At 69.4% G+C, this 17,685-nt stretch carries 20 protein-coding genes; 8 read left to right on the forward strand and 12 right to left on the reverse strand.

Annotation, left to right across the window (positions count from 1 at the left end; translation table 11 throughout):
* Nucleotides 1–3 precede the first annotated feature (3 nt).
* The 3 genes from nagA to ACQEU1_RS27900 form a co-directional block, all read right to left on the reverse strand.
* Nucleotides 4–1,155, reverse strand: coding sequence for an N-acetylglucosamine-6-phosphate deacetylase (gene nagA / locus ACQEU1_RS27890; protein WP_433207765.1), 1,152 nt, complete (start codon nucleotides 1,153–1,155; stop codon nucleotides 4–6).
* Nucleotides 1,155–2,063 carry an ROK family protein gene (locus ACQEU1_RS27895; RefSeq protein ID WP_433207768.1) on the reverse strand — a complete coding sequence of 303 codons (909 nt, stop codon included), beginning with the start codon at nucleotides 2,061–2,063 and terminating at the stop codon, nucleotides 1,155–1,157. The genes nagA and ACQEU1_RS27895 overlap by 1 nt, the downstream gene beginning before the upstream one ends.
* 168 nt (nucleotides 2,064–2,231) lie before the next feature.
* Complete coding sequence (locus ACQEU1_RS27900; protein ID WP_030477748.1) at nucleotides 2,232–2,795, reverse strand: SigE family RNA polymerase sigma factor; 564 nt, start codon at nucleotides 2,793–2,795, stop codon at nucleotides 2,232–2,234.
* Between the two features lie 40 nt (nucleotides 2,796–2,835).
* On the opposite strand from ACQEU1_RS27900, the gene ACQEU1_RS27905 reads away from it, so the two are divergent.
* Entirely contained in the window at nucleotides 2,836–3,117 is a 282-nt protein-coding gene (locus tag ACQEU1_RS27905; RefSeq protein ID WP_433207772.1) for a YciI family protein, read from the forward strand.
* Here the strand turns inward: ACQEU1_RS27905 and ACQEU1_RS27910 are convergent.
* Nucleotides 3,107–3,958 (reverse strand): SDR family oxidoreductase, encoded by an 852-nt coding sequence (locus ACQEU1_RS27910; protein WP_433207775.1) that lies wholly within the window; start codon nucleotides 3,956–3,958, stop codon nucleotides 3,107–3,109. The genes ACQEU1_RS27905 and ACQEU1_RS27910 overlap by 11 nt on opposite strands.
* 44 nt (nucleotides 3,959–4,002) lie before the next feature.
* Nucleotides 4,003–4,929 (reverse strand): aldo/keto reductase, encoded by a 927-nt coding sequence (locus ACQEU1_RS27915; RefSeq protein WP_433207778.1) that lies wholly within the window; start codon nucleotides 4,927–4,929, stop codon nucleotides 4,003–4,005.
* A 38-nt stretch (nucleotides 4,930–4,967) separates the two neighbouring features.
* Between ACQEU1_RS27915 and ACQEU1_RS27920 the strand changes: the two genes are divergently transcribed.
* A complete protein-coding gene (locus ACQEU1_RS27920) occupies nucleotides 4,968–5,741 on the forward strand; it encodes a TIGR03620 family F420-dependent LLM class oxidoreductase (RefSeq protein WP_433207781.1) in 774 nt (257 codons plus the stop codon).
* On the opposite strand, the gene ACQEU1_RS27925 is transcribed toward ACQEU1_RS27920, so the two are convergent.
* On the reverse strand, nucleotides 5,731–6,015 hold the full coding sequence (locus tag ACQEU1_RS27925; RefSeq protein ID WP_433207784.1) for a DUF427 domain-containing protein: 285 nt from the start codon (nucleotides 6,013–6,015) through the stop codon (nucleotides 5,731–5,733). The genes ACQEU1_RS27920 and ACQEU1_RS27925 overlap by 11 nt on opposite strands.
* Before the next feature lie 158 nt (nucleotides 6,016–6,173).
* On the opposite strand from ACQEU1_RS27925, the gene fbaA reads away from it, so the two are divergent.
* Nucleotides 6,174–7,208: a class II fructose-bisphosphate aldolase gene (fbaA, locus tag ACQEU1_RS27930; RefSeq protein WP_433207787.1), complete on the forward strand. Its 1,035-nt coding sequence runs from the start codon at nucleotides 6,174–6,176 to the stop codon at nucleotides 7,206–7,208.
* A 53-nt stretch (nucleotides 7,209–7,261) separates the two neighbouring features.
* Here the strand turns inward: fbaA and ACQEU1_RS27935 are convergent, their stop codons facing one another.
* Entirely contained in the window at nucleotides 7,262–8,089 is an 828-nt protein-coding gene (locus ACQEU1_RS27935; protein WP_433207790.1) for an SDR family oxidoreductase, read from the reverse strand.
* An 85-nt stretch (nucleotides 8,090–8,174) separates the two neighbouring features.
* Here ACQEU1_RS27935 and ACQEU1_RS27940 point away from each other — a divergent pair, with 85 nt between their 5' ends.
* Complete coding sequence (locus ACQEU1_RS27940; protein ID WP_433207793.1) at nucleotides 8,175–8,546, forward strand: winged helix-turn-helix transcriptional regulator; 372 nt, start codon at nucleotides 8,175–8,177, stop codon at nucleotides 8,544–8,546.
* On the opposite strand, the gene ACQEU1_RS27945 is transcribed toward ACQEU1_RS27940, so the two are convergent.
* Entirely contained in the window at nucleotides 8,526–9,635 is a 1,110-nt protein-coding gene (locus tag ACQEU1_RS27945) for a hypothetical protein (RefSeq protein ID WP_433207796.1), read from the reverse strand. The genes ACQEU1_RS27940 and ACQEU1_RS27945 overlap by 21 nt on opposite strands.
* 136 nt (nucleotides 9,636–9,771) lie before the next feature.
* Here ACQEU1_RS27945 and ACQEU1_RS27950 point away from each other — a divergent pair, with 136 nt between their 5' ends.
* The 3 genes from ACQEU1_RS27950 to ACQEU1_RS27960 all read left to right on the forward strand — a co-directional run bounded on the left by ACQEU1_RS27950 (nucleotide 9,772) and on the right by ACQEU1_RS27960 (nucleotide 12,257).
* A complete protein-coding gene (locus tag ACQEU1_RS27950) occupies nucleotides 9,772–9,894 on the forward strand; it encodes a hypothetical protein (protein WP_433207799.1) in 123 nt (40 codons plus the stop codon).
* Between the two features lie 49 nt (nucleotides 9,895–9,943).
* Nucleotides 9,944–10,354 (forward strand): DUF3151 domain-containing protein, encoded by a 411-nt coding sequence (locus tag ACQEU1_RS27955; RefSeq protein ID WP_433207802.1) that lies wholly within the window; start codon nucleotides 9,944–9,946, stop codon nucleotides 10,352–10,354.
* 742 nt (nucleotides 10,355–11,096) lie between these two features.
* Nucleotides 11,097–12,257, forward strand: a complete 1,161-nt coding sequence (locus ACQEU1_RS27960) for an FUSC family protein (protein ID WP_433207805.1) — start codon at nucleotides 11,097–11,099, stop codon at nucleotides 12,255–12,257.
* On the opposite strand, the gene ACQEU1_RS27965 is transcribed toward ACQEU1_RS27960, so the two are convergent.
* The 3 genes from ACQEU1_RS27965 to ACQEU1_RS27975 form a co-directional block, all read right to left on the reverse strand.
* Entirely contained in the window at nucleotides 12,166–12,417 is a 252-nt protein-coding gene (locus tag ACQEU1_RS27965; RefSeq protein ID WP_433211821.1) for a hypothetical protein, read from the reverse strand. The two genes, ACQEU1_RS27960 and ACQEU1_RS27965, sit on opposite strands and share 92 nt — an antisense overlap.
* On the reverse strand, nucleotides 12,417–13,046 hold the full coding sequence (locus tag ACQEU1_RS27970) for an HNH endonuclease family protein (RefSeq protein ID WP_433207808.1): 630 nt from the start codon (nucleotides 13,044–13,046) through the stop codon (nucleotides 12,417–12,419). Before ACQEU1_RS27970 ends, ACQEU1_RS27965 begins: the two co-directional genes overlap by 1 nt.
* Nucleotides 13,047–13,151: 105 nt before the next feature.
* Nucleotides 13,152–13,760, reverse strand: coding sequence for a hypothetical protein (locus tag ACQEU1_RS27975; protein WP_433207811.1), 609 nt, complete (start codon nucleotides 13,758–13,760; stop codon nucleotides 13,152–13,154).
* Between the two features lie 110 nt (nucleotides 13,761–13,870).
* On the opposite strand from ACQEU1_RS27975, the gene ACQEU1_RS27980 reads away from it, so the two are divergent.
* Nucleotides 13,871–15,160, forward strand: a complete 1,290-nt coding sequence (locus ACQEU1_RS27980; protein WP_433207814.1) for an adenylosuccinate synthase — start codon at nucleotides 13,871–13,873, stop codon at nucleotides 15,158–15,160.
* Here the strand turns inward: ACQEU1_RS27980 and ACQEU1_RS27985 are convergent.
* A complete protein-coding gene (locus ACQEU1_RS27985) occupies nucleotides 15,153–17,612 on the reverse strand; it encodes a M48 family metalloprotease (RefSeq protein WP_433207817.1) in 2,460 nt (819 codons plus the stop codon). The genes ACQEU1_RS27980 and ACQEU1_RS27985 overlap by 8 nt on opposite strands.
* Between the last annotated feature and the right edge of the window lie 73 nt (nucleotides 17,613–17,685).

The following is a 17,685-nucleotide window of genomic DNA, read 5'->3' on the forward strand; positions in this document are numbered from 1 at the left end:
CACCTAGTCCTTCACCCACTCGCCCTTGACCATCACGTCCCGGGGCTTCAATTCTGCATCCAGGACTACCAGGTCCGCGGCCAGCCCGGCTTGCAGCTTGCCGGTGTCGAGGCCGAGGAGTTCGGCGCCCCGGGTCGAAGTGGCGTGTGCGGCTTCTACGAGAGTGAGGCCGCACGAGTTGACGGCGTTGCGGAACGCCATGTCCATCGTGAGGGTGCTGCCGGCGAGCGCGGCGCCTCCTGCCAACGTTGGAACGCCGTCGACGACTCGGACCTCGAGGCCGCCGACGTCGTACACGCCGTCGCCCACGCCCGCCGCCGCGATGGCGTCGGTGATCAGGATCGTGCGCTTCAGGCCCGCGTGGCGGGCGGCCAGGCGGACGGCGGTCGGGTGCAGGTGGACGAGGTCGCAGATCAGTTCCACGGTCACGCGTTCGTCGTCGAGCAACGCGCCGATCGGGCCCGGCTCGCGGTGGTGCAGCGGGCGCATGCCGTTGAAGAGGTGCGTGGCGACGGACGCTCCGGCGTCGACGGCCGGTCGGACCTGCGCCTCCGTGGCGTCGGTGTGGCCGATGGCCGCGATCACGTTCGAGTCCACGAGCTGGTGGACGGCCTGGACCGCGCCTTCCAGCTCGGGGGCGATGGTGATCATGCGGACGGTGCCCTTGCCCGCGTCGAGGAGCTTGGTGACGGCGGTCTGCTCCGGCGGGCAGAGGATGGCCGGGTCGTGCGCGCCGCAGCGGGCCGCCGAGAGGAACGGGCCCTCCAGGTGCACGCCCGCGACGACGCCCTCCTGGACCAGTTCGGCGAGCGCCGAGACCTGGTCGGCGAGTTCCGGGACCGGCCGGGAGACCAGCGAGGCCAGCAACGTCGTGGTGCCGTGCCTGCGGTGGGCCGCGGCCGCCTTGCGGATCTTCACCGGGTCGCTGCTGGTGAACGCGTCGCCGCCACCGCCGTGGCAGTGGATGTCCACGAAGCCCGGCACGATCGTGCCGCCCGCGACATCGGTCGTCGGGCCGTCCGGTGCGGCGCCCTCTCCCACGGCGGCGATCCGGCCGCCCGAGATGCTCACCCACCCGTTCTCGAGCACCCCCTCCGGCGTGACGACCCGACCACCGGTCAGGGTCACGTCGACTGGTCCACCCCACGTGCTCATCACGCCTCCAGCGTGTCGATGGCCAGCAGCGCCGCGCCGAGGAAGCCCGCCTCGTCGCCGAGCGCCGCGAGCCGCAGCTCCGGTCGGCGCTGGAAGGCGATCAGCCCGTCCAGCCTTTCCCTCAGGGGCTCCACCAGCAGGTCTCCTGCGAGTGCGAGCCCACCGCCGAGCACGACGGCCTCAGGACCGAGCAGCGTCGCCAGCACCAGGATCCCCCTGGCGAGCGCGTCCACGGCCTCGTGCCACACGGCGACGGCGTCCTGCTCCCCGTCACGGACCCTGCGCGCGACCTCAGCGGCGCCGTTGACGGGGGTGCCGGTACGTGCGGTGTACCGGCGGGCGATCGCCGCGGAGGACGCCACTGTCTCCACGCAGCCGATCTGGCCACAGGCGCAGGGCACGCCGTGGCCGACGTTCACATGGCCGATCTCGCCCGCGTAGCCCTCGCCGGCGAAGATCTGCCCGTTCAGCAGCAGCGCGCCGGCGATGCCCGTGCCGATGGGCATGATCACCGCGTTGCTCAGGTCCCTGGCGGCACCCATGCGGCATTCGGCCAGGCCCGCGGCCCGCACGTCGTGACCGAACGCGGTGGGCACGCCCAGCCGTTCGGACAGGACGGTGGCGAACGGGAACTGGCTCCACGGCAGGTTGGCCGTGTACACGCCGACGCCCCTGGACTCGTCCACGATGCCCGGCGCCACGACTCCCACGGCGTCGATCTCGTGCTCGGAGGCGTTGCTGAGCTCCTCGACGAGCTCGGCGATGACGTCGAGCAGAGGCTCCAGCTCACCGGGCGTCGCCCGGCGAGCGTGCTTCACCGCCGCCACCGACTCCGAGGTGCCGGAGACGAGCGCCGCCTTGGTTTCGGTGCCACCGATGTCAACGGCGACCACGTGTCTGCGTGCCACGGGAACTGATCCTGCGGCATAGGTGGCCTATTGGTCTATACCAAGTACCGATTTGGGCGCGTGGTCTTACGAGCTGAAACCGCCCGCAACGGGCAAATCGGCGTCAGCTGGGGAAACGGGAAAGTTGGCTTACTAACCGAGGACGACCTGGACGGTCACCGCGCGTGGTCAGCCCGCCATGATCTTCTGCAGGGCGTCGAGCGCGCGGGACGCCGTGGACTTCACGGTGCCCTTCGAGATGCCGGTGGCCTCGGCGATCTCCGCCTCGGACAGGTCGCCGTAGTAGCGCAGCACGAGCACCTCGCGCTGGCGTGGCGGGAGCTGCTGCAACGCCTTGACCACGGCCTGGTGCTCCGCAGTGAGCATCGCGAGCGACTCGGCCGACCGCGCGTTCGCCACGTGCGGGGGCGTGTAGTCGCGGGCGGTCTTGCGGCGGCGCAGCACGCTGCGCGAACCGTTGACCACGGCCGTGCGGAGGTAGCCGACGGCGGCCTGGGAGTCGCGCAGGCCCTTCCAGTTGCGGTGCAGGCCGGTGAAGGCCTCCTGGACGACGTCCTCAGCGGTCGACGGCTCGTCCACGAGCAGCAGCGCGAGCCTCACGAGGCGCATGCGGTGCTGCTTGTACAGGTCTTCGAGCGTGAGGGGCCCTGTGGGAGGTCCTGCGACGCCGTCCTTGATTCGCAGGTTGGTCAGGGTGTCCTGCACGGTGCGCGGGGTTTCTTCGCCAACCACAAGGTAGGACGGTACCGGTCAGCTTCACTACGGTGGTGGCATGGCCCGCTTTGCTGTCGAATTGGTGTTCGGTCCCGACCGTGAGAAGCGTCTCTCGGTACGCCCGGAGCACCGCGAGTACCTCGCCTCCCTCGTCGAGAAGGGAGTGGTCCTCGCCTCAGGCCCGTACGCGGACGACACCGGTGCGTTGATCGTCTACGAGGCGGCGGACGAGGCCTCGCTGAAGGAGGTCATCGCCGCCGACCCGTACTCGTCCGCGAACGTCACCGAGTGGCGCATCCGCGAGTGGTCCCCGCTGATGGGCCTCTGGCTCAACGACTAGCAGCCTGCCCGCCGGGCCCGACCAGGCCTGATGTGTCGCTCGCGGCCATCTGCCGGTCGGCGTCCGCGATCTCCGCGACCGCCTGGCGGTCCACGACCAGCGGCGTGAACGCGCGGAAGTACTTCAGCGCGCCGACCCAGCCCGGGACGTGGACCGCCTTCGACCGCTTCTCGATGCCCCTGACCACGGCCCTGCCGACGTTGCGGACGGGGTACTTCTTGCTGGCGAGCCCCGGCATGCCCTGGCGGAGCTTCCCGAACACCGGGTGCTCGTCGGCGCTGTTGACCATGTCCGTGGAGATCCACGAGAAGTAGGCGGTGCCGACGCCGACGCCCAGGTGCCTGACCTCGGCGCGCAGGCTGTCCGCAAACGCTTCGCAGCCGGCCTTGGCCGCCGAGTAGGCCGCGTTGCCGGGGATGTGGACGATCGCCGCGAGCGACGACACGACCAGGCAGTAGCCACGACTCTTGATCAGGTGCGGCAACGCCGTGCGGACCGTGCGCCACACGCCGAGCAGGTTGACCTCGATGACCCGTTCGAACGCCTTGGGGTCCATCGAGCGCACGAACCCGGTGGCCGCGATGCCCGCGTTCGCCACCACCACGTCGATGCCGCCGAAGTGGGCGGCGACCTCGTTCATCACGCGGTCGAGCGCGTCCCAGTCGGTGACATCGGCTTCCCACGCCTTGCCGCCGGTCTGCCGCGCGACCTCTTCGAGTTGGGCCTTCTCCAGCCCGACGAGCGCGAGGCGAGCCCCGCGCGCGGCCAGTTGCCTCGCCACCTCGGCGCCGATGCCCCTGGCCGCGCCGGTGATCAGTACCACCTTGCCCGTGACGTCCATGCCGTCACGGTAACGCAACCTACTCCCGGTAAGCTACTGGCAAGTTAAATTGCGCTGAGGCGGTCCGCCTCGGCCTGGGTGAGCTCCAGGGTCAGCACCGGCGTGAGGTCGCTGAGCTGCTCCAACGTGCGCGCGGACGCGATCGGCGCGGCGATCGTCGGCTGCTGGGCGAGCCATGCCAGCGCGACCGCGGCGACGGTCGTCGAGTGCGTCTCGGCCAGTTCGTCGAGCACCTCCAGCACCTGCAACCCGTGCTCGTCGAGGTACTGCGACGCGGCGCCGGCCCGTGCGCTCTCGACCTCCACGCCCGGCCGGTACTTGCCGGTCAGGAAGCCGCGCGCCAGGCCCCAGTACGGCAGGGTCGCGAGACCGTGCGACGCGACGACGTCCTGCAGGTCGCCCTCGAACTTCGCGCGGCTGACCAGGTTGTACTCGGGCTGCAACGCCACGAACTTCGCGAAGCCCTCGCGTTCCTGGATCTCCAACGCCCGCGCGAGCCGTTCGGCGGAGAAGTTGGACGCGGCGACGTAGCGGACCTTGCCGTCGCGGACGAGCTGGTCGTACGCGGCGAGCGTCTCCTCCAGCGGCGTGTCCGGGTCGTCGCGGTGGTTGTAGTAGAGGTCGACGTGGTCCACGCCGAGCCGCTTCAACGACCGTTCGGCGCCGGTCAGCACCGTCTCGCGCCTCTGGTTGTCGAAGCCGGCGAGCATGCCGACCTTGGTGGCGACCACGACGTCGTCGCGGTTGCCGCGCGCGGCCAGCCACCGGCCGATGATCGTCTCCGACTCGCCGCCCGAGTTGCCGTCGCCCCAGGCCGAGTACACGTCGGCGGTGTCGACGAAGTTCCCGCCCGCGGCGAGGTAGGCGTCGAGCACGGCGAACGACTGGTTCTCGTCGGCGGTCCAGCCGAAGACGTTGCCTCCCAGGCAGAGCCTCGACACGGTCAGGTCAGTGGAGCTCAAGATCGGCATACTGCGAACGGTAGTCCTTCACGAGAACGGGAGTTCGGATGTTGGGAACGTTCGGGGTCTGGGGCGCGCACCAGGCGTGGGCAGGGCGGATCGGCGAGATCGAGGAGCTCGGCTTCGGCACGTTCTGGCTCGGCGCCTCGCCCGGCGTGGCCGAGATCGAGCACGCGCTGGCCACCACGGGCTCGATCACGATCGCGACCGGCATCGTCAACGTGTGGCAGTCCGACCCGCACGAGGTCTCCGCCGCGTTCGCCCGGCTGGACAGCGACCGGCTGCTGCTCGGCGTCGGCGTCGGCCACCGCCAGCTCGACCAGGCCTACGAGAAGCCCTACGACAAGCTCGTGTCGTACCTGGACGCGCTGGACGTGCCGGCCGACCGGCTGGTGCTCGCCGCGCTCGGCCCGAAGGTGCTGCGGCTCGCCGCCGACCGGACCGCGGGCGCCCACCCGTACCTGGTGCCGGTGGAGCACACCGCCGCCGCACGTGAGGTGCTGGGCGACAAGCTGCTCGCCCCCGAGGTGACCGCCGTCGTGGAGGCGGACCCGGTGGCCGCGCGGGCCATCGCCCGTGAGCAGCTCTCCTACTACTTCACGCTCACCAACTACACGAACAACTGGAAGCGCTACGGCTTCAGCGACGAGGACGTGAAGGGCTCGGACCGGCTCATCGACGCGTTGGTCGCGCACGGCACGCCGGACCAGGTGGCCGCCAAACTCCAGGCGCACCTCGACGCCGGTGCCGACCACGTGGCCGTCCAGTCGCTGAACGGCCACTACGCGGACCTCGCGTCGGCGCTCGGGCTCAGGCGCTGATCTCGACGCCCTTCCAGAACGCCACGTGGCCCTTGATCTGCTTCGCCGCGTCCTTCGGCTCGGCGTAGTACCAGGCCGCGTTGGTGTTCTCGGAGCCGTCGACCACCAGCGAGTAGTAGTTCGCGTCGCCCTTCCACGGGCAGTGCGAGGTGTGGTCCGTCGGCTTGAGCACGGCCGGGTCGACGGACCCCAGCGGGAAGTAGTGGTTGCCTTCGACCACGACGGTGTCGTCGCTCGAAGCGATGATCTTGCCGTTCCACTGAGCGGTTGCCATGTCCACCACTATCCGCCGTACTGGCGAGTAGTGCGGACCGGCTGGTCAGCTGGTACTTGATCGATCCCTCTGTGAGGACGGCCACCGGCGCGGCCCCGTGACACCGCCTCGTAGGATGCGGGCTGACACCCGTTCAGGGCGCCTGAGGAGGACCACCGATGCCCATCGCAACTCCCGAGGTCTACGCGGAGATGCTGGACCGGGCCAAGGCGAACGAGTTCGCCTACCCCGCCATCAACGTCACGTCGTCGGAGACGCTCAACGCGGCTCTGCGCGGCTTCGCCGAGGCTGAGAGCGACGGCATCATCCAGGTCTCGACCGGCGGTGCCGAGTTCGCCTCGGGCACCAAGGTCAAGGACATGGTGACCGGTGCCGTCGCGCTCGCCGAGTTCGCGCACGTCGTTGCCGCGAAGTACCCGGTGAACATCGCGCTGCACACCGACCACTGCCCGAAGGACAAGCTCGACGGGTACGTGCGTCCGCTGATCGCCATCAGCCAGGAGCGCGTCGACAAGGGCGGCAACCCGCTCTTCCAGTCGCACATGTGGGACGGCTCCGCCGTGCCGCTGGACGAGAACCTCCAGATCGCCTCGGAGCTCCTCGACCTCTCGGCCAAGGCCAAGCTGGTCCTGGAGATCGAGGTCGGCGTCGTCGGTGGCGAGGAGGACGGCGTCGACAACGAGATCAACGACAAGCTCTACACGACGGCGGACGACTACCTGAAGACCGTCGAGGCCCTCGGTGCCGGCGAGAAGGGTCGCTACCTGCTCGCCGCGACCTTCGGCAACGTGCACGGCGTCTACAAGCCGGGCAACGTGAAGCTGCGTCCCGAGATCCTCAAGCAGGGCCAGGACGTCGTGGCGGAGAAGCTCGGCCTCGCGGCCGGCTCCAAGCCGTTCGACCTGGTCTTCCACGGCGGCTCCGGCTCGCTGCTCGAGGAGATCCACGAGGCCGTGTCGTACGGCGTCATCAAGATGAACATCGACACGGACACGCAGTACGCGTTCACCCGTCCGATCGCCGCGCACATGTTCGCGAACTACGACGGCGTGCTGAAGATCGACGGCGAGGTCGGCAACAAGAAGACCTACGACCCGCGCAGCTACCTCAAGGCCGCCGAGACGGCCATGGGCGCCCGCATCGCGCAGGCGTGCGAGCACCTCAAGTCGTCGGGCCGCATGATCGCGGGCTGATCTTCTTCGGCTCGGTGAAAGGCCCCCGGCTTCGTGCCGGGGGCCTTTTCGTGTCAGCGGAAGGCTTCCACGTGCCGTGCCGCCCACTCGGCGAACGTGCGCGGGGACCTGCCGAGCACCCTCCGGACGTCCGGGCTCACCGCCAGCTCGTCCGGGGTCGGCGCGCCGACGATGTCGAGGGTGTCGTCGGCGAGCTCACCCGGCATCATCTTCTCCATGCCCGCCTTGGCTTCCGCGCGGGTGAGCTCGTGGAACCGCACGGGTTCGCCCAGCGCGGCCGCGAGCGCCTCCGCCTGCTGCCGCGGCGTGACCACCTCAGGGCCGGTGAGTTCCAGGACGCCGTTCGCGTTGCCCCGCAGGCATTCCGCCGCGACCTCGGCGATGTCCGCCGGGTCGATGACCGGCACGCCGACGTCCCCGAACGGCGCGGCCACCGTCCGTCGCGCGCGCACGGACTCGGCCCACCACAGGGCGTTCGAGGCGAACCCGCCAGGCCGCAGCACGGTCCAGTCCACATCGGACTCCCGCAGCCGGTCCTCCAGGCCGCGCATCAGGATCCGCGTCGTGCCGAACGGCCTGGTCCGGACTCCCAGCGAGGACAGCAGCACCACTCGGCCCACGCCGTGCCGCGCGGCCTGGTCGATCAACGCCGCGGGGTGGGCGTCCACCGCGTGCAGGTCGCCGGACAGCAGCAGGAACAACGCCTTCGCGCCGTTCAGGGGGAGGTCTTCCGGGTGGGCGAGGTCGGCGCGGACGTGCCGCACGCCCGCCGGCACCGCCGCCTCGTGCCGCGACACGGCCACCACCTGCTCGCCCGCCTCGGCCAGCGCCCTCGTGAGGGGTCGTCCGATGTTCCCGGTCGCCCCGGTCACCACGATCATGTCCAGCTCCTTCGTCGTCTGTGGTGGCGACGCTAGGAACAGGGCTTACTTTTCGTAAGGACGTACCTGGAGGTAAGCTCCGGACGTGACGGTCGGAACTCAGTTCACGCGGTCCGGTGCGACGGAGCGGTATGAGGTGTTTCACACCGACTGCCCGGCGCGCGAGATGGTCGATCACGTCACCAGCCGCTGGGGCATCTGGGTGCTGATCTCGCTGCAGGCCAACGACCTGAGGTTCTTCGAGCTGCGCGAGAGCATCCGCGGCATCAGCGAGAAGATGCTGTCCCAGACGTTGCGCGGGCTCGTCGAGGACGGCCTGATCTGGCGCAGGGTGGAGCCGACGACCCCGCCCCAGGTCACCTACGGGTTGACCGAGTTCGGGCGGGACGTCGGCGAGCCGCTGGCCGACCTCTTCGGCCGGATCACGACGAGGCTGTCAGCCCAGCTCGAGGCGTGACCCGAGCAGCTGCGGCCGGCGGCTCAGCAGGTCCCCCGCCGTCCACAGCACCGCCAGCAGCACGGCCGTGACCGCCGCCGACGAGAACGAGATCGGCGGCCCCCACAGGTACTCCTGCTGGAACCAGATCCCGACGTACCCGACCGTCGTCACCGCCGCCGACCCGAGCACGGCCTTCGCGGGCGTCGGCACCTCGAGCGCGTGCACCGCGTCGATCACGAGCCCGACCAGCACGAGGAACAACGGCACGGCGGACTTCGGGAAGTCGATCCCGGCCAGCAACGGCCAGATCAGGCACCGGTAGGCGACGTACCCGGCGGCCACCGCCGTGGCGGCCCACCTCCGGTCGATCGTCCGGCGCGCGACCACCAGCACCAGCGCCGCGGCCACCAGCCCCCACACCGGGTAGACCCAGTCCGCGATGGGCAGCGCGAAGTGCACCACCGCCTCCCGCCCGACCGGCACGCCGAGCTGGTCGGCGGCGAACTGGAGCAGGATCGGCTCGGCCTCGGCGCGGCCGCTGTCGTAGGCCTGCAACGCGCGCACGCCGTACTCCTGGTGCTGGTTGGGGAACCAGACGTTCTCCAGGAAGAAGAACCACAGCGCGGCCAGCCCGACCGTCCGCGTGCGGTCGTGGGGGTAGTACTTCATCCACCCGCGGATCGCGCCGGCGAGCATCACGGCCGTACCGAGGTACAGCAGCGCGTGCGACCCGCTCCAGCTCGTGATGTCGAGCCCGTTGATGCGGTGGTTGATCACGTCGATCGGCAGCGCGATGAGGAAGATCCCCGACCCCACCTGCATCAACCGGATCGTCAGCCGGTCCCCGCCGTACCCGGTGAACGTGTGGAACAGCGTGAGCCCCACCACGATGACCGTGCCGACCGTGTTGATCAGGTGCGGCGGCGCGAGATCGTCGCGCAACCACTTGAAGTGCCAGCTCACGTCCCACGACGACCCGATCAGCTTGAGCAGCAGACCGACCAGCCACCACCGGTACAGCAGCCGCGTGAGCTCGGCGGGCGTCTCCCTGCCCGGGAGCCCGCGCGCCCAGTACCTCGTCCTGAAGTCCCTTGCCCCCTGGATCATCCGCACATCATGAGCACGGTCGTGGCGTTCGGACAGGGAGAACGCCCCTGGTTTTACCCTGATGTTTCCAATTCGTGTGCACGATGGAGTGAACGAGGTTGAAGTTCTATGCCTCGCCTCGGCAAGGTGCACGGCCATGAGCTCTTCTGACATCGACGACCGTTACAAGGCCACCACGAAGCAGCGGATCATCGCCGGCGTGCTCGTCACCGTGCTGATGCTGGCCGTCGTGGCCGCCGTGGTGCAGATGTTCGGCTAGGCAGGATGTTCGTCCAGCCCGTTTCGTCGCATGCGGCACGATGGGTCCCATGGTTGAGAACCTCCTCGGGCCCGAGCCGACCCGCCTTCCCGACCGTCCGGAGGCTCAGGCCGCCGCTGACGGTGGCACCGACCCCGCCAAGATCGTGCGCGCGTACCCGGACTTCTCCGAGGCCTGGGCGTTGCTGGCTGAGCGTGCGCTGCACGCCGGTGACCCCGTTGCCGCTTACGCGTACGCCCGCACCGGGTACCACCGCGGGCTGGACCAGTTGCGGCGGTCCGGGTGGAAGGGCTTCGGGCCCGTGCCGTGGGACCACCGGCCGAACCAGGGGTTCCTGCGGGCGCTCGCGGCGCTGGCGCTGGCGGCTCGGGAGATCGGGGAGGACGAGGAGTGGGACCGCTGCTCGAAGTTCCTGGCTGATTCGGACCCGAAGGCGCCGGCCGCGCTGGGTCTTTCCTGACGCGGTTCGTTGGTGGGTTCCGTTGCGGGCGGCGGGTTTGCCTTGCGTGCTTCCCTCCGGGGGCTCTGCCCCCAGACCCCCGGCAATCTGATCGGGGGGCACCGCGCCATGAGCAGGTAGATGGCACGCCTGTTTGTGTTGGGCGGCTGCCTGTTGCGTTGGTGGTTGCGTTGGCGGTGGGGTCCCGTCACGAGTCGCACCAAGAGCGGGCCACACCAGAGCAGGGGTGTCAAACGGACGAAAAGCGTGTCCGTTTGACACCCCTGCTCTGGTGCAGCAAGAGCTGTGGCGCGACTCGTGACGGGACCCCACCGCCGGATCTTCTTGGCTAAAGACAAAAGCAAAAGCCAAGAGCCTCGGCTTCGCCGTCGGTACGGCTCGCCTGCGGCTTCGCGTGGTATCAGGCCACCCGCGCCTCCGCACTGCGCACCGCACCGCGCTCCGTTCCGCACCCAGCCTCGTCCCGCGCACCACGTTCCGGCTCGCGCCGCGTCCGCCCCGCATCGTGCGGTGCCTGCGTCCCGCCGCCTCTCACCGCGCCGCGTCCCGGCCCGCATTCCTCGCGGGCAGCCCGGTCTCCTTTGCGGGCGAATTGCCGCCATCGTCCTGATTGGCCGCGCTCTCCCACCTCGCGGCCGTTGTGATGTTGCTTCCTCCGCCCGGCTCCGGCAGCTCCGCAGGTTGTGACCCGTCCCCGTTGGCCCAAGACTGGCGGCGGCACGGTCGAGCGGAAGGTGGGGACGTGGGCGCGGTCAGAGAGGCGGTCGGCCGGGGGTTCGGCCGGTGGCGCGCGGCCGCGTTGCCGATCGTCCAGTGCGGGCTGTCCGCCGGCATTGCCTGGCTGGTGGCGACGATGGTCATCGGCCACGCGCACCCGTTCTTCGCCCCTATTGCCGCGGTCGTGTGTCTTGGTGTGTCGTTAGGGCAACGGCTCCGGCGTGTTGGCGAGCTGGTCGTCGGTGTCTCGGTCGGGGTTGGTGTCGGGGACGCGCTGATCGGGTGGATCGGCAGTGGGCCCTGGCAGATCGCGCTGGTGGTGGCGCTCGCGATGTCGGCGGCGGTGCTGCTGGACGGCGGGTCGGTCATCGCCCTCCAGGCGGGCAGCAGCGCGGTGCTGGTGGCTACGTTGCTGCCGCCCAGTGCCGGGGGCGGGTTCGACCGGATGATCGACGCGCTGACCGGCGGGCTGGTCGGGTTGGCGGTGGCCGCGTTGATCCCCGCCAACCCGGTGACGGTGGCGCAGCGGCAGCTCAAGACGTTGACGGCCACTCTCAGCGGGGCGCTGAAGAACATCGCGCAGGCGCTCGAGGAGAAGGACGCGGTCAAGGCGGCCGGCGTGCTGGCCGAGCTGAGGACCAGCCAGAGCACCATCGACGACTACAAGTCCGCACTGCAGACCGGCAGTGAGATCGCGAAGATCGCGCCCATCCGGTGGCGGTCGAAGGACGAGCTGAGTCGCTATCAGACGGCGGCGGGGCCGGTGGACTACGCGATCCGCAACACGCGGGTGCTCGCGCGCCGGACGATGGCCGCGCTCAAGGCCGACGAACGGATCCCGGACGGCGTGCCAGAGGTGCTCGTCGAGTACGCGAAGGCCGTCGACTGCCTCAAGAACGAGCTGGAGAAGGGCAAGGAGCCCCAGCAGACGCGGGAGGCCGTGCGGGACGCCGCGCGGAATCTCACCGCGCGGCGCCTCGGCGGGGACGGGTTCTCGTCCAAGGTCGTGCTGGCCCAGATCCGCAGCGTCGCCGTGGACCTGTTGCAGGCGACCGGGTTGAGCAGGAGCGAGGCGATGGAGGCGTTGCCGCCGCTCAGCCCTCCGGCCGGTGCAGGAGGCCGTGCAGAAGGGAGTGCACCTGCTCGTGATCACGAGGGTCGTTCAGAACGCACGAACCGCCCGTGATCGCGTACCACTCCTCCGCGCCCTCGTAGCGGACCAGTGCGCGGAGCTTTCCGTCCTCGGAGAGTTCCGTGCACAGTTCGAGGTCTCCGGTGACGACGCCGACCTCGTCGGTCATCACGCCACCGGGGCCTGCCACGAAAAGCGTGGAGTGGGACGCCATCAGCACCTTCCGAGCATGCCCGTCAGTTCGGTCTTCTCCGCCGAGTTCACGCTGAGGCTCCAGCGGTACTTGGTGTGTACCCACATCTTGGCGTAGGTGCACCAGTAGGACGTCAGCGGAGGCTTCCAGGTCGCGGGCGTCTGGTCGCCCTTCGCCTGGTTGACGTTGTCGGTGACGGCGATCAGCTGCGGGCCGGACATGTCGTTCGCGAACGACTGGCGCTGCGCGGTGCTCCACGACGACGCGCCCGAACGCCAGGCCGCGGCCAGCGGGACGACGTGGTCGATGTCCACGTCGGAGGCCGCCGACCAGGTCGCGCCGTCGTACGGCGAGAACCAGCGGCCCGAGGTGGCGGCGCACGACGAGTCCGTCACGACGTTGGTGCCGTCGCGCTTCAGAACCGCCTCACGGGTGTTGCAAGCGCCCGACTGGGTGATCCAGTGCGGGAACTTGTCACGCGAATAGCCGGTCATCGAACCATCGGCGCGAACGGTCAGTCCGGCTAATTCCGACTTTGCCGTGGCGGTGCTGGGGATGTTCGGAGGTGTCGCCAGTGCAGGGGTAACAAAACCAAAGGCCAGTGCCAGTGCGGCAACTGAAACACCAATGATTCGGTTAACTTTTGACATCGTCCCGACCTTCCTTGTTGGAAAGTGATCGGGACCTACCCTCAGTCACATTATGAAATTGCGCAATGCCTTCGAGTGACCCTCAAGTGAATGAAAAGCGGACGACTAGACGCCTCGCACGAGCCTCAAGTCCTCGGTGTGCCGGTACCAGGTCCACTTGTCCATCGGACGCGGGTGCTTCACGCCGTCCAGGGTCACCGTCGTGGGCAGGCAGCCGAGCTGGAACGCCCGCGGCCGGCTCTCCCTGACCCGGGACCCGATCAGCCGCTTGTTGACGATCCGGATCCGCAGTCCGAGGCCGCCGTCGGGGTCGGGCGTGCACTCCACCCTGGACGCCTGCCCGCGCAGCACGTTGTCCGCGTCGCTGTAACCAACGCCACGCACCGGGGACAACACGCCGAGACCCACCAACACGCCGCCGACGTCGTCGCGGACGAGGGGAACGGGATCCACGTCACCGTTCAGGGCGACGTCCAGCGCCCGCTCCTGGTCGGTCGAAAGCCCCCAGAGCGCGGCGGTGGACGAATCGGCGACGGGCACGTACCCGAGCGCCACCGAACCGAGCTTCTCCTTGCGCAGCAACCGCAACGCGACCGCGGCGAGGTCCGCGTCGGTGCCCACGACGACGAGCCGTTCCGAGTCCAAATGTTGATCTACGTGGTCCTTGCCGGGGCGGGCGGGGACGGCCACCACGCCGTCACGTTGAGCGATCATTGGCGACTGCGTGTTTCCGCAGGCCAACACGATTCCGCGCACGGTCATCTCCTGGTCTACCCTCACTTACCGGCATTCGCTCGAACCAGTCCAAGTGCTTGGAGTTTCACATGCCGGCCGTCGTGCTGATCGGTGCCCAGTGGGGCGATGAGGGCAAGGGCAAGGCCACCGACATCCTCGGTGAGCGTGTCCAGTGGATCGTTCGCTACCAGGGCGGCAACAACGCGGGTCACACCGTCGTCCTCCCGGACGGTCAGAAGTTCGCCCTGCACCTCATCCCGTCCGGCATCCTCACGCCCGGCGTGAAGAACGTGATCGGCAACGGTGTCGTGGTCGACCCCGGCGTGCTGCTCACGGAGCTCGCGGGCCTGGAGGAGAAGGGCGTCGACACCAGCGGTCTCCTGATCTCGTCGGACGCGCACTTGATCATGCCGTACCACGTGGCCATCGACAAGGTGACCGAGCGCTACCTGGGCAAGGCGAAGATCGGCACGACCGGTCGCGGCATCGGCCCCGCCTACCAGGACAAGCTCGCCCGCGTCGGCGTCCGGGTGCAGGACCTGCTGGACGAGAAGATCCTCCGGCAGAAGGTCGAGGCCGCGCTGGACTTCAAGAACCAGGTGCTGGTCAAGGTCTACAACCGCAAGGCGCTCGACCCCGAGCAGGTCGTCGACCAGGTGCTCGAGCACGGTCAGCACTTCGTCCACCGCATCGCGGACACCCGCCTGCTGCTCAACCAGGCGCTCGACCGCGACGAGATCGTCGTGCTGGAGGGCTCGCAGGGCACCCTGCTCGACGTCGACCACGGCACCTATCCGTTCGTCACCTCGTCGAACCCCACGAGCGGTGGCGCGACGGTCGGCTCCGGTGTCGGCCCGACCCGCATCAGCACCGTGATCGGCATCCTGAAGGCGTACACGACCCGCGTCGGCTCCGGCCCGTTCCCGACCGAGCTCAACGACGACATGGGCGAGTACCTGCGCAAGCAGGGCGGCGAGTTCGGCGTCACCACCGGCCGCAGCCGCCGCACCGGCTGGTTCGACGCCGTGATCGCCCGGTACGCGAGTCGCGTCAACGGCATCACCGACTACTTCCTCACCAAGCTCGACGTGCTCTCCGGCCTCGAGAAGGTGCCGGTCTGCGTCGCGTACGAAGTGGACGGTCGCCGCACCGACGAGATGCCGATGACGCAGACCGACGTGCACCACGCCGTCCCGGTCTACGAGGAGCTGCCCGGCTGGTTCGAGGACATCTCGCACTGCCGCACGTTCGACGAGCTGCCCGCGAACGCCAAGGCGTACGTCGAGTACCTCGAAGGCATCATCGGCGCGCGCGTCTCGGCGATCGGCGTCGGCCCCGGCCGCGACCAGACGATCGTCCGCCACGACGTGCTCAGCTGAGAGCCCGCTCCTGGGCCTCGGTCAGTCCGGTCTGCACCTTGCCGAGCTGACCGAGGCCGCTGCTGAACGCGGTCCAGGTCGAGCCGTCGTCGGTCCGTCCGTCCCGGTACACCGCGACGCACGACCTGGCGGCGGTCTCCAGGTCCGCCAGTGCGGTGCGCCAGTTCTCCGCGATCACGGCGTCGGGCGGGTCGGGGAACTCCTCGCGCAACGCGGGGACGAGGTTCTCGCAACCCTGGAGGATGCCGGCCGGGTCGGTGGCCTTGACACCGACGAAGACCTGGTTGGTGGCGTGCACCACCGTCATCATGCGGTCCCATCCGCCGCCGTAGATCCACGTGTTCACCGCGTCGTCGGTGTTCAGCTCGGTGCTCGTGGGCACCGGCGGCTGCATCGAGGCCGAAGCGTCCGTCGCGCCGGGCTGCCAGGCCACCATGCCGACGCCCAGAACGGCCGCTGCGACCGCGAACCACGGCCGGGAGGGGTGCCGGGGCCGGGAGACGTGCGCGAACCCGCCCAGGAGCGCTGCGAGGGTGCCCAGGACGGGCAGGACCTGGAGCGGACGAGACGCCAGCACGCTGTCGACCTGGGTGCCGTCCAGGTGCGTCAGCCAGATCGCCACCGTCGCCACGAGTCCCGTCAGCCACGTGGCGAGCAGAGCTCCGACGCGGTCGACGTGCCGTGCCGCCGCCAGCACCACCACGAGTTCCACCGCGACCACCGCCACGATCTGCCACGCGGTGGCGACCAGCGGTGGGCTGATGTTCCCCAGCAGCACCACCGCGACCGCGGCGAGCACCCCGCCGGCGGCCCCGGCGATCACGGCGCCGCGCGGGAGCTCCCGGCGCAGGAGCAGCGGCACCAGCCACACCAGGGCGAGCGCCACGACCGTGACCGTGCGGTTGAAGTTGAGCAGGAACGGGAACGAGACCGCCTGCAGCGCGACCGCGTCCACATTGGACGACGTGTAGCCGGCCAGCAGCTCGAACACGGGTGTGATGTTGTTGCGCCACATCGCCTCCACCGCCCGGATCTCGGCGAACCAGGCCAGCAGCGGGAAGACCACCAGCGGGATCGACAGACCGAGCAACCACGCCTGTCGGCGGGTTCGCACGAGCGTGGCGCAGTACCCGGCCCACACGGTCACGAGAACCGCGGTGCCGGTCAGAGCGGCCGAGGCGAGCACGCTCTGCACCGAGACCTTGTCGAAGCCGAAGCCGTACATGTCGAGCTGGTCGCCGAGCACGAGGCCCGTGCCGATCGCGAGCCCCGGTACCAGGAAGGTGCCGCAGCGCACCACACCCGCCGCGCCGCGCCAGGCGACCAGGCCGATCAACGCGGCCATCGGGACCACCCAGACGATCCTCATGACGAGGAACGACTCGTTGCCCGAGTGGTACCAGCTCAGGTTGCGCAGGGCCGAAGTCGTGTGCCACCAGGCGATCTGCACGGCGAGCGCGCAGGCCAGCACCTCCCAGAAACCGGGTCGCAGCAACGAGTCCGGGTCGCGCATGGCCGTGGACCGCGCGGCAGGCGCGGGGTGGTGTCCGAACCAGCGGCGGAACCAGCTCCTCGCGGGCAGCACCCGGTACGGGTCCTGGTCGCCCGTCCAGCGCACCACGAGCACGTCCGCGTACTTCTCCCTGGCGCGCAGCACCGCGATCCTGGCGAGGAACACCAGCAGCACCATCACCGCCAGCCGCCAGGCGATGCTGAACGTGATGTAGCCCGGTGGCAGGACGAAGGGTTTCCACGGAGTGCGGGACAACAGCATCGGGTTGATCAGGGTGAGCACGTACGGCGTGAGCACCACGACGACGAACGCCCGCCAGATCGCGAGCGTCGCGTACGTGACCGTGACGTCCGCGCGGACGTGGGCGAGTTCGTGCAACACGATCGCTCTGAACGTCTCCGGCTGCTCGCGGTGCACGACGAGCATCGCCGCGTTCAGCGAGACGTACTTGCGCCGGTGGTTGCCGAACGCCGTTCCGCCCATGTGCATCTTGGTCGGTTCGAGGAGGAATACCGGCGCCTTGGTGAGACCGGCCTCCTCCACCAGCGCGGCAAGGGTTTCGTGGAGCTCCTCGGGAACGGGGACGAGTCCGCGCCGGAAGATCCGCCACCGCGGGCGCAGGAAGTAGATCAGCAGGGCGGCCGAGGTCAGCAGCACGAGCCCGCCCAGGAGCCACAACCCGCGCGGCACGAGGAACGGCGCCATGCACGCTCGATAGGCGTCCCATTTGGACTCGTCGGGATCCACCGCCAACGAGGAGGTGAAGTAGAGACCGGAACGCACCTGGCACCGGGCGTCGTCGAGCGAGGTGGTCACCGGCCACGACGCCCCGTACTGCCCGAAGATCTGCAACGTCGTCGCGGCCGCCAGCAGCACCAGCGACGCGAACCTCAGCGTGGTGCCGGAAGGCACCCTCGGTCTGTCCCCCTCCGAAACCATGCCTGCATGTTGATCGTCAAGGGTCGCACTTGTCACTCGGCCGTTGGCGGGAAAATGTCCGTGCGGCGATCAT

The organism is Lentzea sp. CA-135723 (assembly GCF_050936595.1).
In the GTDB taxonomy this organism is placed as follows: Bacteria; Actinomycetota; Actinomycetes; order Mycobacteriales; family Pseudonocardiaceae; genus Lentzea.

Excerpts from the sequence above, each read along its gene's own strand:
- ACQEU1_RS27980 (WP_433207814.1), top strand. The coding sequence starts at position 13,871 with ATGCCGGCCGTCGTGCTGATCGGTGCCCAGTGGGGCGATGAGGGCAAG.
- ACQEU1_RS27935 (WP_433207790.1), bottom strand. The coding sequence starts at position 8,089 with ATGATCGTGGTGACCGGGGCGACCGGGAACATCGGACGACCCCTCACG.
- ACQEU1_RS27975 (WP_433207811.1), bottom strand. The coding sequence starts at position 13,760 with ATGATCGCTCAACGTGACGGCGTGGTGGCCGTCCCCGCCCGCCCCGGC.
- ACQEU1_RS27985 (WP_433207817.1), bottom strand. The coding sequence starts at position 17,612 with ATGGTTTCGGAGGGGGACAGACCGAGGGTGCCTTCCGGCACCACGCTG.
- ACQEU1_RS27970 (WP_433207808.1), bottom strand. The coding sequence starts at position 13,046 with ATGTCAAAAGTTAACCGAATCATTGGTGTTTCAGTTGCCGCACTGGCA.
- ACQEU1_RS27925 (WP_433207784.1), bottom strand. The coding sequence starts at position 6,015 with ATGGCAACCGCTCAGTGGAACGGCAAGATCATCGCTTCGAGCGACGAC.
- nagA (WP_433207765.1), bottom strand. The coding sequence starts at position 1,155 with ATGAGCACGTGGGGTGGACCAGTCGACGTGACCCTGACCGGTGGTCGG.
- ACQEU1_RS27950 (WP_433207799.1), top strand. The coding sequence starts at position 9,772 with ATGAGCTCTTCTGACATCGACGACCGTTACAAGGCCACCACGAAGCAG.
- ACQEU1_RS27920 (WP_433207781.1), top strand. The coding sequence starts at position 4,968 with ATGTTGGGAACGTTCGGGGTCTGGGGCGCGCACCAGGCGTGGGCAGGG.
- ACQEU1_RS27910 (WP_433207775.1), bottom strand. The coding sequence starts at position 3,958 with ATGGACGTCACGGGCAAGGTGGTACTGATCACCGGCGCGGCCAGGGGC.
- ACQEU1_RS27905 (WP_433207772.1), top strand. The coding sequence starts at position 2,836 with ATGGCCCGCTTTGCTGTCGAATTGGTGTTCGGTCCCGACCGTGAGAAG.
- ACQEU1_RS27945 (WP_433207796.1), bottom strand. The coding sequence starts at position 9,635 with ATGATCCAGGGGGCAAGGGACTTCAGGACGAGGTACTGGGCGCGCGGG.
- ACQEU1_RS27915 (WP_433207778.1), bottom strand. The coding sequence starts at position 4,929 with ATGCCGATCTTGAGCTCCACTGACCTGACCGTGTCGAGGCTCTGCCTG.
- fbaA (WP_433207787.1), top strand. The coding sequence starts at position 6,174 with ATGCCCATCGCAACTCCCGAGGTCTACGCGGAGATGCTGGACCGGGCC.
- ACQEU1_RS27965 (WP_433211821.1), bottom strand. The coding sequence starts at position 12,417 with ATGGCGTCCCACTCCACGCTTTTCGTGGCAGGCCCCGGTGGCGTGATG.
- ACQEU1_RS27955 (WP_433207802.1), top strand. The coding sequence starts at position 9,944 with ATGGTTGAGAACCTCCTCGGGCCCGAGCCGACCCGCCTTCCCGACCGT.